Below are 15,420 nucleotides of genomic sequence, written 5' to 3' on the forward strand. Positions count from 1 at the left end.
CATCTGCAACGGGAGAGGAACAACAATGAACAAGCAAATCCACTACAAGATCATCGCCCTGGCAGCCGCGACGCTGTGCAGCGGCGGTGCACAGGCCATGACCTTCGAGGGTGAGACGGTGTCCGGCAACTTCGATTCCACCGTGTCCTTCGGCGTGGGCGTGCGCGCCAGCAAACAGGGTTGCGGACTGGTGATCGGCAGCAGCGGCGGAAATGCAGCTGCTGCCACCGGCCCCAGCGCACCGGGCGGCTGCGCCGATGCGCTGTCGTCGCTCAACGACCAGGGCGACCTGAACTACAACCGCGGCGACCGCTTCACCACCTACCTCAAGGGTACACATGAACTGCTGCTGAACATGCCGGAGGATGTGAAATTCCTGGGCCGCGTGAGCTGGCTGCGTGACTACTCGGCCACCCGCAATACCGGCAACATCAGCGGCGGCAACGCTACCGGGCGCTCGCTCTCGGATGAGGCCACCAATGAGCTGCATTCCAAGGTGCGGCTGCTGGACCTGTGGGTCAGCAAGTCCTTCGACCTGGGTGAGGAACGCGCCCGCATCCGTGTCGGTAACCAGGTGGTGAACTGGGGCGAGAGTCTGTTCATCGCTGGCGGCATCAACCAGACCAACGCCATCGACATCATGCGCCTGTCCAATCCCGGCACGCAGTTGAAGGAAGCCATCCTGCCCGCCCCCATGGTCAACTTCGCCACTGGCCTGGGCCGTGGCTTCTCGGTGGAAACCTATGTGCAGCAAGGCTGGGAGAGCAACTACTTCCCGCCGGTAGGCAGCTACTGGTCCACCGCCACGGTGGGCATCGGCGCCGAGGCGCTGGGCGTGCCCACCACCAGCCGCCCGCGCTCCACCGGCCAATACGGCGTGGCGCTGCGCTATACGCCGCCGGGTGCGGACGTGAACTTCGGCCTGTATGTGATGAACTACCACGACAAGTCGCCCGTGCTCTCCACCGCAAAGACCGCCAGCGGACTGGGCTATTCCTACCTGGAAGACCGCAAGATGGTGGGCCTGTCGGCCAACTTCCCGCTGGGCAACTGGGCCATCGGCACTGAACTGTCGTATCGGCCCAAGGATCCGGTGTCGCTCAATGCCTCGGTACCCAACGCCAATGGCGGCGCGTGCATGGTCAATGGCAAGTGCTATGTCGAGACCGAGAAGTACCAGTTGGCCGTGACGGGCATGCTCAGCATGAGTCCCAGCGAACACGGGACTTTCCTCAAGGCGCTGGGAGCAGATACGGCCACGCTGATGCTCGAAGCGGTGGCCATCAAGTATCCCAACCTGAAGAGTTCCTATGGCGGCATTCCTGTTGCCGCAGGCCTGTGGGGCTGGGGTTACGACACCACCGCCAACGCCAACAGCACCCTGGCCAATGGCGGCAACACCGCTGGCGTGGGCAGTTCCACGTCGTATGGCTACAACTTCGACTTCAGCTGGGTCTACGATGGTTCGGTGATTCCGGGCTGGCAGGTGATTCCGGAGGTCTACTTCTTCCACGCTGTGAAGGGCCGCACGCCCAATGCCACGGCCACCTTCATGGAAGGCGCGAAGATGGCCAACTTCACCGTCACCTTCATGCAGAACCCGGCCAAGTGGCAGGTGGCGCTGAACTTCGCCAAGTTCTGGGGCGGGGCCAGCGTGTTCGATCAACCGCTGCGTGATCGCAGCTTCTACGGCATGACCGTCAGCCGCAACTTCTGAGCTGCCGCGCCCGGTCCCTCCACGGATCGGGCGCTGCCCTTGCTGCCGCCTGCGGGCGGCAATTGTATTTCCACCAGACCCACGACCGAGAACCCGCACCATGGCCGCCACCCCTTCCCTGTTCAGCCTGGATAGACTCGAAGCCAGCCTGTTCCGCCTGCGTATCCCCATCCTGGCGCTGCTACTGGCCTTCACCGCCGTGCTGTCCTATTTCGCCCTGCAATTGCGCATGGACGCCGGCTTTGAAAAGCAGATGCCGACCCATCACGAATACATCGACACCTTCAAGCAATACCGCGACGACGTGCTCGGCGCGAACCGCTTGAACATCGTGCTGCGCGCCCGGCATGGCAGCATCTGGACCAAGGAAGGACTGACCCGCCTGTCCGAGATGACCCAGGCCGTCATGTTCCTGCCCAACATCAGCCGCCTGGGCGTGCAGTCGCTGTGGACGCCCAATACCTTCGTCAACGAGATCACCGAGGAAGGCTTCCGCGCCGATCCGGTCATCCCCGGCACCGTGATTCCCTCAGCGCTCACGCCCGAGACCATCGAGCAGATCCGCAACACCGCCATCAATGGCGGCTTCGTCGGCACCCTGATCTCGCGCAACCAGGACAGCGCCATGATCGTGGCCGAGATCAACGAGTTCGACGCCAAGGGCGAGAAAGTCGACTATCTCGCCTACAACAAGCTCTTGAATGACTTGCGCGCCAAGTACGAGAACGCCGATTTCGAAGTCCAGATCATCGGCTTTGCCAAGCAGATCGGCGATGTGGCCGATGGCGCCGAAGGCGTAGTGAAATTCTGCATCATGGCCTTGCTGCTGACCGCCATCGCGGTGTACTGGTATTGCCGTTCGCTGCCCTTCACGCTGTTGCCGGTGGCCTGCTCTCTGGTGTCGCTGGTGTGGCAGTTCGGCACCTTGCGCCTGCTGGGCTACGGACTCGATCCGCTGGCCGTGCTGGTGCCCTTCCTGGTGTTTGCCATCGGCGTGTCGCATGGGGTGCAGCAGATCAACACCATCGTGCGCGGCATCGCCAGCGGACAGTCCTGCGAGGCCGCCGCCCGCGCCAGCTTCAAGGGCTTGCTCATTCCGGGTGTGCTGGCGCTGGTCACGGCTCTGGTGTCCTTTGTCACGCTGGTGATGATTCCGATTCCCATGGTGCGCGAGCTGGCCATCACCGCCTCCATCGGCGTGGGCTACAAGATCATCACCAACCTGGTCATGCTGCCGCTGGCGGCTTCCCTGCTCAAGGTCGGCAAGACCTATGCCGATGCCGCCATGCGCGCCCAGCAGGCGCGCGGCCGCTGGCTGGCGGTGCTGTCGCGCTCGGCCCAGCCGAGGGTGGCGCGCAGCATCGTGGTGATCACGCTGCTGGTGCTGGCCGGCTCGGCCTGGTACAGCCATGACCGCCTGGTCGGCACGCTCCAGCCGGGCGCACCGGAGCTGCACGCCGACGCACGCTACAACCGCGACGCCCGCTGGATCGCGGACAACTACGGCAATGGCCTGGACTGGCTGACGGTGATCCTGGCCACACCCGCCAACTCCTGCGACCAGGTGCGCTTTGGCCGCTACCAGGACCAGTTCGATACCGTCATGCGCCACGTGCCGGGGGTGCTCTCGGTGAGCTCCTTCGCCGACCAGATGAAGATCTACAACGAAGGCTATAACGAAGGCAATCCGGCCATGTTCACGGTGCCGCTGGACGCTGGCAACTATGCCGCGCTGGCCGTGGAAATCGGTCGCGTGCGCGGCTTCCTGTCCAAGGATTGCAACATGCTGGCCAGCCACCTGTTCCTGGCCGACCACAAGGCCGCCACCATCAATGGCGTGATCCAGGCCGTCAAGCGCTACCGCGACCAGCACAAGCTGGACGGACTGGAAATCCGCCTGGCCGCCGGCAATGCCGGCGTGATCGCCGCCGTCAACGATGAAGTGGAAAAATCCGAACTGCCCATGATGCTCTACGTCTATGGCGCGATCGTCTTGCTGGTGTTTGCGGTCTATCGCGACTGGCGCGCCATCATCGCCTGCTGCCTGCCGCTGACGGTCGCTACCTTCATCGGCTACGCCTTCATGAAGCAGCTGCAGATCGGCCTGACGGTGGCCACGCTGCCGGTGATGGTGCTGGCCGTGGGCATCGGCGTGGACTATGCCTTCTACATCTACAACCGCCTGCAACTGCACCTGGCGGCGGGCCTGGCCATCGAAGCGGCCTTGCACAACGCCATCCAGGAAGTGGGCATCGCCACCATCTTCACGGCCATCACGCTGGCCATCGGCGTGGCGACCTGGTCCTTCTCCGACCTCAAGTTCCAGGCCGACATGGGCAAGCTGCTGGCCTTCATGTTCCTGGTCAACCTGGTCATGGCGATGACCGCCCTGCCCGCCTTCGCGGTGGTGCTGGAAAAGATGTTCCCGCGCAAATCGCCCATCAAGCTCAACAGCGCCCTGGCGCACTGATCGCAAGGACGAGTCATGACCTTCTTCAAGACATCCGCCATTCCCCTGTCCCTGGCCCTGCTGGCCGCCAGCGCCGCCGGTGCCGTGTTCGCCCAGGCCGCCGCGCCCGTTACGCTGGCGGCAGCCCGCACCGACGCCCACGCCCTGCACAACATGATGCTGGGCGCGGCCCGCGCTGGCAGCCGCATCGTCGCCGTGGGAGCGTATGGCTACATCATCCTCTCCGACGATGGCGGCGCCAGCTATCGCCAGGCCGACCAGGTGCCGGTCGATACCACGCTGACCTCGGTCAGCTTTGCCGATGCAACACAGGGCTGGGCGGCCGGCCATGGCGGCGTGATCCTGCACACCGCCGACGGCGGCAAGACCTGGGCCTTGCAGCGCAGCGATACCAGCGTGGACCAGCCGCTGTTCTCGATCTGGTTCGCCAACGCCAATGAGGGCTGGGCAGCGGGATTATGGTCACTGCTGCTGCACACCCAGGATGGCGGCAAGAGCTGGCAGCAGGTCAAGCTGCCCACCGCGCCAGGCCAGCAACGCGGAGACCTGAACCTGCTGCATATCTTCCCTGGCCGGGATGGCGCGCTCTTCGTGGCGGCCGAACAGGGGGTGCTGTATCGCTCCCGCGATGGCGGCCAGCATTGGGAAGCGCTTGCCACCGGCACCAAGGCCTCACTGTGGAGCGGCGTGACCACAGCCTCCGGCGCCATCGTGGTCGGCGGCCTGGGCGGCAAGCTGCTGCGCAGCGACGACGGTGGCCAGCATTGGCAGGTGATCGCCTCGCCGACCAGCGGCTCCATCACCGCCTTGCGCAGCGAGGGCAATCAGGTGATGGCCAGCTCGCTCTCGGGGGCATTGCTGGTGAGCGAGGATGACGGCCGCCAGTGGCGCATCAAGGCCACTGCGCGCGATGCACTGACCACGCTGGAATTGCAGGATGGCCGGGCCGAGCGGCCACTGGCCTATGGCAAGGGTGGGCAGGCGAAGCTGGAGGTCAGCGCATCTCGCTAGCGATCACGGGGCGGTGCGAGCGCATCGTCGCCCGTTTTTCCTGAGTCGTGGGGGGGCGTGTATCGAAGCGGGGACTGAGGCGCGCCTTCGATACGGCCCGTTGGGCCTACTCAGGACGAACGGTAGTCGTGGCATCCGCATCAGATGAATGCAAAAGAGGACATCCGTGGATATCCTCTTTTTTTATCGTACTGAGCGGTACGGTTTACTTCTTCAGGCTGATCACCTGTGGCTGGGTCACGCCCTTCAAGCCTTCCTGGCCAAATTCCACACCCCAGCCCGAACGCTTGTTGCCGCCGAAGGGCACCATGGGATGCACCATGCCATGCTGGTTGACCCACACCGTACCGGCCTGCAAGCGCGTGGCCACCTGCGCTGCGCGCTGGCTGTCGCCGCTCCAGACCGACGCCCCCAGGCCGACATCGAGCCGGTTGGCGTTGGCGATGGCCTGCTCGAGATCGCTGTAGCGGATGATGGGCAGCACCGGGCCGAACTGTTCCTCGTCCACCAGGCGCGCGCCATCGCGCAGTCCGGTCACCAGGGTGAGCGGATAGAAATTGCCCGGGCCGTCCGGCAGCACGCCGCCGCAGACAATGGTGCCGCCTTCTTCGCGGGCGCTCTCCACCAGCGCCACGACCTTCTTCAGCTGCATCGGATTCTGGACCGGCCCCATGGCGATCCCCGGCTGCAGGCCATCGCCCATGGGCAGCGCGGCGATGATGGCCTTGAGTTCATCGACGATCTGGTCATGCAGTGCATCGGGCACATAGAGCCGCTTGGCGCAGGCGCAGGTCTGGCCCATGTTCAGGAAAGCGCCCCAGAACAGGCCCGGCGCAATCGCCTTGGGATCGGCATCATCCAGCACGATGGCCGCATCATTGCCGCCCAGCTCCATGGTGGTCGGCGTGAGGTTGCGCGCAGCAGCGGCCACAATGCGCGCACCGGTCGCTCCCGAGCCGGTGAACATGATCTTGTTGACGTCGGCATCTTCCACCAGCATCGCGCCCACGCTGCCGTCGCCGCTGACGGTATTGAGCACGCCTGGCGGCAAGGCCTCGGCAACCACGCGGGCCAGTTCCAGACCGCACACGCTGGTGTATTCCGAAGGCTTGAGCACCACGGTGTTGCCGGCATAGAGGGCGGGAATTACCTGCCAGATGGAAATCATCAGCGGCCAGTTCCAGGGGGCGATGGCGGCGATCACGCCATAGGGCTTGCGGTGCAGTTCATCGCGCCGGGTCTCGTCCTCGAACACCACTTCCGGGGCCAGTTCCAGGCTGGCAGTGGCGCGCGTCCAGGCTTCGCAGCCCCACAGTTCGAAGCGCGATCCCGGTACCTGGTCCGGACCGACGCCGCCCAGAGGACGACCCTGTTCCTGCGTCACCAGCGTGGCCAGGCGCTCGGCATCGGCGGCAATGGCGTCGGCCACGCGATTGAGGTATTCGCGCCGCTGCGCCAGGCTCAACGCAGCCCAGGCCGGCTGCGCCTGGCGCGCGGCGGCCACGGCGGCGGCCACTTCGATGGCGTCGGACTGGGGGAAGCGACCCATCACCGCGCCACTGGCGGGATTGTAGGAATCGAGCTGGCGGCTGCCTGCGCGCAGCTGGCCGCCGATGATGTTGGATGCGATGTGCATGGAGTCTCCTTTTTTCAAAAAAAAGACCGCCGGGCCGGGGCGCAGGCGGTCAATGATGACAAGCTTGGGAAAGCCTTATTTCTTCTTGTTCAGTCCGAGGGTGGGCGTCTCGTCGAAGAAGTTCCAGGGCTTCAAGAGGACGTGTACCCATTCGGTCGGCATGATGGGCCACTCTTCGGCCCGCGCCACGTGGGTGGTGCCGGTGGTCAGCCAGACCACATCGTCCTGGTTGACGATGGACTGGTTGTCCTTGACGAAGGCGCCCAGGCCGGTGTCTTCATGCGAGCGGTTGGGATACTTGCCTTCCGGGAAGCGCTGTTGCGGGTCATAGCGGGTCACCCACAGCTGGCGGTCCATGAAGCTCAGGCGCTTGTTGAGCCATTCGTCCGGCGAGAAGTTGGCGCCCTTGGCGATCGGATGGGTGCCGCCGGCATAGGGGATCAACTGGTAGGACACCGGGTTGCCGACCTTGTTGAACTTGTTGGGATTGCTCAACAGCCGGATGGTCGAGGCATCGAACTTCTGCGCGGCCTGCTGCTCGGTCTCGGCGGTGCGCTGCACGGTCTGCATGGTGCTGCTGCGCGGGCCGCCGCGGGTATTGGGCAGCACCACCGGATCGACTTCGGTGAGCGAATTGTTTTGGCCATCAATGTCCAGGTCGAGGCGGAAGTTGTAGATGTGCTGGTGCGTGGTGCCGACGATGTTGTGATCGATCAGCGTACCGTAACGGGTATCCTCGGCGGCGCTGGCGTCACGCATGGTGGAGGACTTCACGCCCTTGACCGCCTCGATGCCCGTGGCGCCGGCATTGATGCCGATGGTGCCGTTCTCGGCAAAGACCCAGTCGAAGATGTAGTCATAGTTGCCCACCGTGCTGATCCAGCGGATCACCAGTTCGCGCCGTTCCACCGAGAGATTGGGCTGGCCGTATTCCTGGTGCTTGAATTCGGGACCGGCATAGCGCTCGAATACCCCGATGGCGCGCGGGATGGTGCGCGGCTTGCCGCTGGTGTCGGCCAGGGTGGCGTCGAGCAGGACGACGTTGTCGGGTGCGTCCTTGCCGCGTTCGATGGGTGAGGTCAGGGTGCCCATGCCATATTCACCTGAGTCCAGATAGGCCTTGAAATACCAGCCCACATCCGGATCACCGTAAGGCACGATCATGCCGCCCAGCGAACCTTCATACATGATCTGGCGCTTCTTGCCGTGGTCATTGTAGGTGACGGTGGAGAACATCAGGCCCACGCGCGAATCGAGCTTGAAGTGCATCTCCCAGTTACGCCAGCGCAGGGTATTGCCGGTGATGGTGTAGTTCTTGCCCTCGGGCTCGCTGATATCCAGCGGCTTGGGCGGCGGCACCAGGGCGCGGCCGCTGCCGTCATAGCCAGTGGGCTTCATCGGCACGGGGATGACGCCATTGTCTTCGATCTTGATAACCTTCTTCTGCACCAGGTCGACCACCGCCACCAGGTTCTCGATGGGATGGCCCCAGTAGTTGCCATCGCCCACGTCCAGGTAGCTGACCACCTTGAGCAGGCGGGCGTCTTCCTGCAGGGCGTCCTTGCCTCCGAAGTAACCCACGGTCAGGGGTGTGGCCACTACCTTCTTGATATCGGTGATGCCGCGCTTGGCAAGGGCCTGGGCGTATTCGGGGCTGCTCTCCATGGCGTTCTGGACGGTCGCGAAATCATCCACCAGCACCATGCCATGCACGCCCTCCTTGGGCTCCCAGCGTGTCACGTTGCGCTGCCCCAGATCCACCGTGCCTTCGATGACCTTGCTGCCATCGAGCAGAGTGAAATCAGCACGCCGCGCAATGGTCTGCCCACGCTCGCCCAGGGCGAACTTCCAGACCTGCTCCTTGGGCGGTTCGGCCAGGGTGATCTCGGTGAAGCGGTAGTTGGGCTGCCAGCGTCCGCTGGCCTGCAACACCTGCAGCGTGGCATTGATCTCGTCAGCGCTGAGCGGATTGAGCGGATGCGGCACGGCCTCGATCTGGAAGGTCTTGTCCAGGCTGGGCGCGAAGACGGTATTGATGAATTCGTCCGAGACATAGGGCTGGCCGCCCTTCATCACCAGCGGCACCGGCAGTTTCACGCTCTGGCCGTTGACCAGCGCCGTATTGGCGCGCGGCTTGACGCGCACGGTCACGCTGTTGCGCTGGATGGTCCACAGACCCGCATAGGCATCCCAGCGCACGGTGGCGCCGAAGTCTTCCATGGTCTTCTTCAAGGGCAGCATGTGGGCGGCCGCGCCGTGGGCCGATGCCGGCAGCGGCGCCAGCAAGGCAGTGGACAGACCGGCTGCGGTGAGCGTAGTCAGCGCCGCCTTGAGCAGCGGGCGGGAACGGAGGCGATTGGAGGTCATGGTCGGAACGTATCGGTGAGGATAGGGTGTGTACGCATTATTGCGTTCCCCTTCCGCACGGACGTAGCCCGATTTGGCAAACCTGCAGCCTTCCTCCGGTGGCCAGATGCAGGCTTGCCTGCTCCCGCAGCCGGTGTTTCACGGCAAACCCTGGTGATCACCCCTGCCGATCGCCTTCTGCAAGCGCGACGGGCGATGCCTGGCAGGGCTGATTTGCCGATTCTGGATAGGCTTGTTCAAGCCGATGCGCATCGACGACGTGATCAGGCTGAGACTTGATCGAAGAGAAAGCAAAATGCGAGAAAATGTGAGAAAGCCCCAGCATCAGCACGTCAATACAATCAAATTTTCACGTAATCGCCAGTTCACCTCAGCAAATATCCCGGCAAGTACCACGTCTTCTTGCTCCAGATCAGATTGCCGCCATTTGCCGCTTTCCTTTATTTCCGCCGACGCTAGTCTGTATGAAACGTTGAACGCCATCCGGGGGGAAAAGCGTCATGTATATCGTCTGTCTGATATTTGCCATCTTGGCTCTCGTTGGCTGCATAGGGGTGGCAGCCATGTTCCTGAAAAACCGGAAGTACATCGAGCAAGATGCGCTTGATGCCGCGCGCCGCATGTTCCGCGCCGGCCAGAATGACGATCAGACGGCCGCGAAATAGAAGTCCGTCAACTGCCCCCACGAAGCCGCCACCTGAGCAAGCACGGGGAGCAGACAGCGGCACATCCACCTCAGAAGAAGCGGTAACCCACCCCGACGGCAAAGGTGAGATAGCGCGAATCGCTCTTGGGCTCATAGTAGGCAAGTCCATTGGCGGTACGCACGTTGGCGCTGCGCCCGTACCTGAAGGCGTAGTAGTCCACGCCAGCGCTGGCGTGCAATGCAGGACTGAGCGCGTAGTCGATGGCCAGTGCGGCCTTGTAGAGCTGCGAATTGCCCAGGCTGGCGGAGAAGGCATTGCTGGCCTGGGCCGAGTCGCTGTTGGCCACGTCGATATGCGCATCCACAGTGCGCGCCAGGATGGCCGTGGCGCTGACCACCATCTTGCTCATGACGTTGGCCTGGAGCATGGCGCCCAATCCAAACGAACCATGTCGGTAGGTCTCGCCGGCATTGACGCCGCGCTGCCATTCATGGTGGCCGATATCGGCAAACGGGGTCAGCAGCAGGCTCGGGTGCAGCGTGAAAGCTTTGCCCAGGCGCAGGTTGTAATCGGTCAGCACCGCGCCGGACGTCGCTGTGACCGAGCCGTAATTGCCACCACTCATCAACGCGCCCACGTAGTGGGTATGGCCCCGTTTGCGGGCATAGGAAAACTGCAGGTACTCGTTGCCCAGCCAAAGATCACGCATGATCACCGCCGTGATGGCGGCGCCGGGCACGGTACCGCTCTCCGTATCGAGGACGGTGTCGTTCTTGCCTTCGCGCTTTTCGGTGTAATCGAGATTTCCGGACAGGAACTGGAGTGCTATCTGGTTATTGGCCGACAGGATGTCCTGGTTCGCCTCGCAGGCGCTACTGGAGAATACGGCGGCCGCGCAGGCCACGATGATGAATCGGTCTTTCAAGCTCCCCTCCTGTTTTTTTTATGCCCGAATGGCAGCTTGATTCTAGGAGGTCCGACATGAAAAACCGCGCACGTGAACAGAGTTTTGCCAGCATCAAGAATGCCTTAGCATTTCCTTTGCGGTCGGTGTACAACGTGCAGAAACCTTTACCTAAAGCACATTCTGCTCGCAATTCAACGAGTAGTTTTCGCTGCGCCCCGAACGCTTCCTGGCGCGCAGAATGACTGACAAAACACTGACACCTCCACACTCCCTCCACACTATCCCTGCAAAATCCTTGCATTCCTGCTCACACAACAAGACATCAGATCGCCCGAGTTTCCGCTTCCCACCTGGCTTAAATGCCTTCCCCTGCGCTTGCCCGCGCGGTTGATCAGGAATATTTTTACAGTTGAGAATTTCTCTTATAATTCTCAACGTACTCTGTGGCGCAGGGGCCATGGGCTGGTGATGAGACCAGATTCATGGGACACACGCCATCAGGCCAGTTTGACTCGCATTTTTTTGCAAGCCACCAGATGAGTTCCTATCCGACATCCGACCACCTCCATGCCATGAGCAGGATCGAAGCCATTTTCATCGAGCATCATGGCTGGCTGCGCACGCGCCTGCGGCGCAGTGTCGGCGATGCCTTCACGGCCGAGGATGTGGCGGCCGAGACCTTCACGCAGTTGCTGCACTCGCCGCCACCGCAGGAAGTGAGGGAACCACGGGCCTTGCTGACGACGATCTCGCGCCGCATCGTCTATGAGCTATGGCGACGCCGCGATCTGGAAGAAGCCTGCCTGCAGGCGCTGGCCCATGTGAGCGGTGATGTCCAGGCGATCTCGCCGGAAGACCAGCTGCAACTGCTGCAGGCCCTGCGCGCCATGGACCAGGCGCTGGCCGGTCTCTCGGCCAAGGAATGCGCGGCCTTCCTGCTCTACAAGCTCGATGGCCTGACCTACCAGGCCATCGGCGAGCAATTGCGCATCACACCCAGCGTGGCGCGGCGCTACGTGGCCAAGGGCCTGCTGCAATGCTACAAGGCCGCCGGCTTCGCGCCGCTGGAATAGACCACGGCATGGGCAAGGATGAAAAGATCGTCGAGCAGGCCATCGAATGGATGCTGCAGCTGGAGCAAGGCGACTTGCCGCCCGGCGAGCGCACCGCCTTTGAACGATGGAAGGCAGCCGATCCGCGCCATGCGATGGCCTATGCCAACCTGAGCCAATCGGTGCAGCAATTCGACGTACCGCGCCAGGTGGGCGCAGCGCCGGTCATCCTGCGCAACACCCTGCAACAGAAAAGCAAGCGCCGCAAGGCGCTCAAGCAAATCGCCGCGCTGGCCGGGCTGGCGGTGGGCGCGGCTGCGCTGCTGGACCGCATCACCCCGGTCGATGCGCTCACCGCCGACCTGCACACCGGCACCGGCCAGCGCCAGCGCACCACGCTGGCCGATGGCAGCATCATCACCCTCAATGCGCGCAGCGCCATCGACCATCTGATCTCGCCCACGCTGCGCCAGGTACGTCTGCTGGAAGGCGAAATCCAGGTCCAGATCGCGGCGGGCAATGCGCTGCCGTTTTCCATCGAGACGGTCCATGGCAGCGTGAGCGCGACGGCGGGCACGCTGATGCTGGGCTTGCAGCCGCTGCGCACGGATCTCGTAGCGCAGCAGGCGGCGGCGCTGCTGAGCACCCGCAACGGCCAGCATGCCACCCTGGCGGCGGGCCAGCGCACCTGGTTCGACCAGGACGAGATCGGCGCGCCGCGTGCCACCGGTGGCGCAGAGAATTCCTGGGTGGAGGGCTATTACACCGCCTCCGACAATTCGCTGGAGGAAGTGGTGGCGGCCCTGCGGCCTTACCGCAAGGGGCTGCTGCGCCTCGATCCGGCGGTGGCGCAGTTGCGCATCAGCGGGGCCTTCCCGCTGGACGACACCGACCGCGCCCTGTCGGCGCTGGCCAGTGCGCTGCCCATCACGGTCAACCGGGTCAGCCCTTACTGGGTCAGCATCAGCAGCCGCTCCTGACCTCTCATCCTTTCATCGAGCCCTCTCATGCCCGCGCGACGCCTTGCCCGCCTGATGGCGCACTGCCTGGCTGCGACGCCGATGCTGCTGGCCGGGGCCTGCGCGCCCACCGCCCAGGCCGCTGCGGCCGGCATGGTCCAGCCGCAGGCGGCGCTGTTCGATTTCCAGGTTCCGGCGGGGACGATGGAGCAGGCGCTGGTAGCCATTGCGCGCTCGGCCGGGGGCATCGTGCTGTTCGATCCGGCTGCGGCGGCCAAGCTCAACTGCGCTGGCGTCCATGGCAAGCTCACCCTGGAGGCGGCCCTGCGGCAAGCGCTGGCCGGCAGCCCGCTGGAACTGGTCAGCCATCCCGATGGCTCCTTTGGCGTGCTGCGTGCCAGCGCACCCGCGGCCCAAAGTGCCGACCTCGCCACTGCCGAACACTACAATCCGCCGCTGCCGCCGGTGTTGCGCTCAGGCCAGCGCGACCCGCGCGACACCAGCCACGGCTATGCCGATAGCGGCTTTCTGGCCACCGAGAGCCGGCTGGCCACGCGCAATGAGGTACCGCTGTCCTCGCTGCCGGTATCGCTGCAGGAAATCACGGGCGGCCTCATCGAGAGCCAGCAGTCGCAGTCGGTGGTGAGCAGTCTGCAGAACATCAGTTCGGTCGCCTATGGGCGCGGCGATGGCATGGACCAGGCCGGCACGCTCTATGTGCGCAGCTTCGTAGCGCCAGTCATGCGCGATGGCTGGGGCGACCTGGTCTCGCTGGTCAATGCGACCAATGGCCGGGTCTCGGGCTCGCGCGCCATCACCTCGCTGGATGTGCCCACGGCCGCCATCGAGCGGGTGGAAGTGCTGGGCGGGGCCGACTCCATCATCGTGGGTGGTCCCATGGAACCGGGCGGGTCCGTCAACATCGTGACCAAGCAGCCGGTGGCCGAGACGCTGCGCGAGCTGACACTGGAGGTGGACCAGCGCGGCCACCGCCGCAGCGCCCTCGACCTCGGCGGCAGCCTGTCGGAAGACCGCGCCTGGACCTATCGCACCATCGTCTCGGTGGTACACGACAAGCGCACCCTGGATGGCTACGACGGCGCGCGCGAGTTCTATCTCGCCCCGTCTATCGGTTACAAGGACGCCACCACCTCGGTGGTGGCCGGCCTGAGCCATCAGGTGACGCGCACCCCCTTCGGCGGCTACCAGAGCGCGCTGCTGGGCGAGAACGGCCCCGGCCCTGACCTGCGCAGCGCCCCCTGGGGCCGGGCCGATGACCGCAGCCTGGCCACCAAGACGGAGCTGTTCTACCACTGGGAACAGGCGCTGGGCGAGGACTGGCGCCTCACCAGCCGGGCCCGGATCAACCGGCTGCGCTACCATTCGGCGGGTTACACCAATTGCGCTCCGGTGGACCTGGATGCCGGTACCGGCGTGTGCGTGGCCGACCAGTCCCTGCTGCATACGGACAGCATCAGCCTGGACAACAATGTCTCGCGCAAGATCGTCAGCGGCCCATGGCAGCACCGCATCATGGCCGGGGCCAGCTTCTCGCGCACGCGGCTGCGCAGCTACAGCGATGGTGACAACAGCGTTGCCGTCACTGTCCCCTGGCCGCCCTCCCAGGCAGCACTGCCGCCGCTGAGCGGCCAGCCCAGCCTGACCGGGGGCGGTGACGCGATCTATACCTCCAACCTCTACCTGCAGGACCAGATCACCTGGCAGCGCTGGTACGCGCTGATCAATGCCGGCTACGAGCGGGAGCGCAACAATTTTTCCTCGGATGAGGATGCCGATGGCGTGGTCCACGATACCTCGCCGCCACGCAATGTCCCGGTCTACAACCTCGGGCTGGCCTATCGCTTCAGCCAGAACGCCACGCTCTACGCCAACTACTTCCGCAGCTTTACGCCCGGCCAGGTGCTGCTGGACTCCAGCCTCAACGACAGCCGGCCCGGCATCATCTCGGCCCCCGCCACCACGGGCAGGTCGGCCGAGATCGGACTGAAGCTGGAGTTGCTGGAGCGGCGTGCGGTCTTCACGGCGGCGCTCTTTCGGGCCACCCATACCAATGTGCTGCAATCGGTCTTTGCCGACGCCAGCGCGCCCCTGAACCGCTATGTCCTGCTGCCCTCGGCGGTGAGCCGGGGACTGGAGCTGAACCTGTCGGGCCGCTTGGCGCGCGGCTGGAACCTCATCGCCAGCTACAGCTACAGCCTGTTTCGTCCCGCCCCTGGCCCGGAACAGAACAGCCGGCTGGGACAGTTCCCCCATCATCGGGCCAGCCTCTGGAGCACCTATGACCTCCAGTCCGAGGCATGGCGCGGCTGGGGATTCGGATTGGGCATGACCGCGCGCAGTGGCTACTCCGCCTTCAGCGACGCCGATACTCAGGTGCGCATCGGCGGCCAGACCCGCACCGACGCCAGCCTCTACTACCGCCGGCCCGGTAGCCGCACCACCCTGGGCGTACGCAACCTGTTCGACCGCCGCCTCTTCAGCGACTTCGCCACCAACCTGATCGGGGTGGAACCGGGGCGCACGGTCACGCTGACCCACATCATCGAATTCTGACGGGCTCGCCCTGCCAGGGCCATCCGGAAAAAATTTGTAACAGACCGTCATTTTGGCCGGCTCGTTGCACAAGCAAGACA

10 protein-coding genes are annotated in these 15,420 nt (G+C 64.2%); 7 read left to right on the forward strand and 3 right to left on the reverse strand.

Annotated features, from left to right (window positions below):
* Positions 1-25: 25 nt before the first annotated feature.
* The 3 genes from BGK68_RS25395 (at position 26) to BGK68_RS25405 (ending at position 5,198) form a co-directional block, all read left to right on the forward strand.
* Positions 26-1,717 carry a DUF1302 domain-containing protein gene (locus BGK68_RS25395; protein ID WP_075259355.1) on the forward strand — a complete coding sequence of 564 codons (1,692 nt, stop codon included), beginning with the start codon at positions 26-28 and terminating at the stop codon, positions 1,715-1,717.
* 100 nt (positions 1,718-1,817) lie between these two features.
* Positions 1,818-4,187, forward strand: a complete 2,370-nt coding sequence (locus BGK68_RS25400; RefSeq protein WP_075259356.1) for an efflux RND transporter permease subunit — start codon at positions 1,818-1,820, stop codon at positions 4,185-4,187.
* A gap of 15 nt (positions 4,188-4,202) precedes the next feature.
* Positions 4,203-5,198 (forward strand): WD40/YVTN/BNR-like repeat-containing protein, encoded by a 996-nt coding sequence (locus BGK68_RS25405; RefSeq protein WP_075259357.1) that lies wholly within the window; start codon positions 4,203-4,205, stop codon positions 5,196-5,198.
* A 205-nt stretch (positions 5,199-5,403) separates the two neighbouring features.
* On the opposite strand, the gene BGK68_RS25410 is transcribed toward BGK68_RS25405, so the two are convergent.
* Positions 5,404-6,834 carry an aldehyde dehydrogenase family protein gene (locus tag BGK68_RS25410; protein WP_075259358.1) on the reverse strand — a complete coding sequence of 477 codons (1,431 nt, stop codon included), beginning with the start codon at positions 6,832-6,834 and terminating at the stop codon, positions 5,404-5,406.
* A gap of 75 nt (positions 6,835-6,909) precedes the next feature.
* Positions 6,910-9,201 (reverse strand): primary-amine oxidase, encoded by a 2,292-nt coding sequence (gene tynA / locus BGK68_RS25415; protein WP_075259359.1) that lies wholly within the window; start codon positions 9,199-9,201, stop codon positions 6,910-6,912.
* A 500-nt stretch (positions 9,202-9,701) separates the two neighbouring features.
* On the opposite strand from tynA, the gene BGK68_RS28140 reads away from it, so the two are divergent.
* On the forward strand, positions 9,702-9,866 hold the full coding sequence (locus BGK68_RS28140; protein ID WP_198937264.1) for a hypothetical protein: 165 nt from the start codon (positions 9,702-9,704) through the stop codon (positions 9,864-9,866).
* Positions 9,867-9,936: 70 nt separating this feature from the next.
* Here BGK68_RS28140 and BGK68_RS25420 read toward each other — a convergent pair whose 3' ends face one another.
* Entirely contained in the window at positions 9,937-10,773 is an 837-nt protein-coding gene (locus BGK68_RS25420) for a hypothetical protein (RefSeq protein ID WP_075259360.1), read from the reverse strand.
* Between the two features lie 554 nt (positions 10,774-11,327).
* Here BGK68_RS25420 and BGK68_RS25425 point away from each other — a divergent pair.
* The 3 genes from BGK68_RS25425 to BGK68_RS25435 are packed head-to-tail and all read left to right on the forward strand — an operon-like array spanning position 11,328 to position 15,340.
* Positions 11,328-11,828 carry a sigma-70 family RNA polymerase sigma factor gene (locus BGK68_RS25425; RefSeq protein ID WP_233149417.1) on the forward strand — a complete coding sequence of 167 codons (501 nt, stop codon included), beginning with the start codon at positions 11,328-11,330 and terminating at the stop codon, positions 11,826-11,828.
* An 8-nt stretch (positions 11,829-11,836) separates the two neighbouring features.
* The gene (locus BGK68_RS25430) at positions 11,837-12,787 is read left to right on the forward strand and encodes a FecR domain-containing protein (RefSeq protein WP_075259362.1); all 951 of its coding nucleotides are present in this window, start codon (positions 11,837-11,839) and stop codon (positions 12,785-12,787) included.
* 27 nt (positions 12,788-12,814) lie between these two features.
* Positions 12,815-15,340, forward strand: a complete 2,526-nt coding sequence (locus BGK68_RS25435; RefSeq protein ID WP_075259363.1) for a TonB-dependent siderophore receptor — start codon at positions 12,815-12,817, stop codon at positions 15,338-15,340.
* The last annotated feature ends 80 nt before the right edge of the window (positions 15,341-15,420 follow it).

It is taken from the genome of Herbaspirillum camelliae (assembly GCF_001929405.1).
In the GTDB taxonomy this organism is placed as follows: Bacteria; Pseudomonadota; Gammaproteobacteria; order Burkholderiales; family Burkholderiaceae_D; genus Herbaspirillum; species Herbaspirillum seropedicae.

What these genes read in the sequence shown, in the direction of transcription:
- BGK68_RS25395 (WP_075259355.1), top strand. Translation starts at nt 26, where the DNA reads ATGAACAAGCAAATCCACTACAAGATCATCGCCCTGGCAGCCGCGACG.
- BGK68_RS25405 (WP_075259357.1), top strand. Translation starts at nt 4,203, where the DNA reads ATGACCTTCTTCAAGACATCCGCCATTCCCCTGTCCCTGGCCCTGCTG.
- BGK68_RS25430 (WP_075259362.1), top strand. Translation starts at nt 11,837, where the DNA reads ATGGGCAAGGATGAAAAGATCGTCGAGCAGGCCATCGAATGGATGCTG.
- tynA (WP_075259359.1), bottom strand. Translation starts at nt 9,201, where the DNA reads ATGACCTCCAATCGCCTCCGTTCCCGCCCGCTGCTCAAGGCGGCGCTG.
- BGK68_RS25425 (WP_233149417.1), top strand. Translation starts at nt 11,328, where the DNA reads ATGAGCAGGATCGAAGCCATTTTCATCGAGCATCATGGCTGGCTGCGC.
- BGK68_RS28140 (WP_198937264.1), top strand. Translation starts at nt 9,702, where the DNA reads ATGTATATCGTCTGTCTGATATTTGCCATCTTGGCTCTCGTTGGCTGC.
- BGK68_RS25435 (WP_075259363.1), top strand. Translation starts at nt 12,815, where the DNA reads ATGCCCGCGCGACGCCTTGCCCGCCTGATGGCGCACTGCCTGGCTGCG.
- BGK68_RS25410 (WP_075259358.1), bottom strand. Translation starts at nt 6,834, where the DNA reads ATGCACATCGCATCCAACATCATCGGCGGCCAGCTGCGCGCAGGCAGC.
- BGK68_RS25400 (WP_075259356.1), top strand. Translation starts at nt 1,818, where the DNA reads ATGGCCGCCACCCCTTCCCTGTTCAGCCTGGATAGACTCGAAGCCAGC.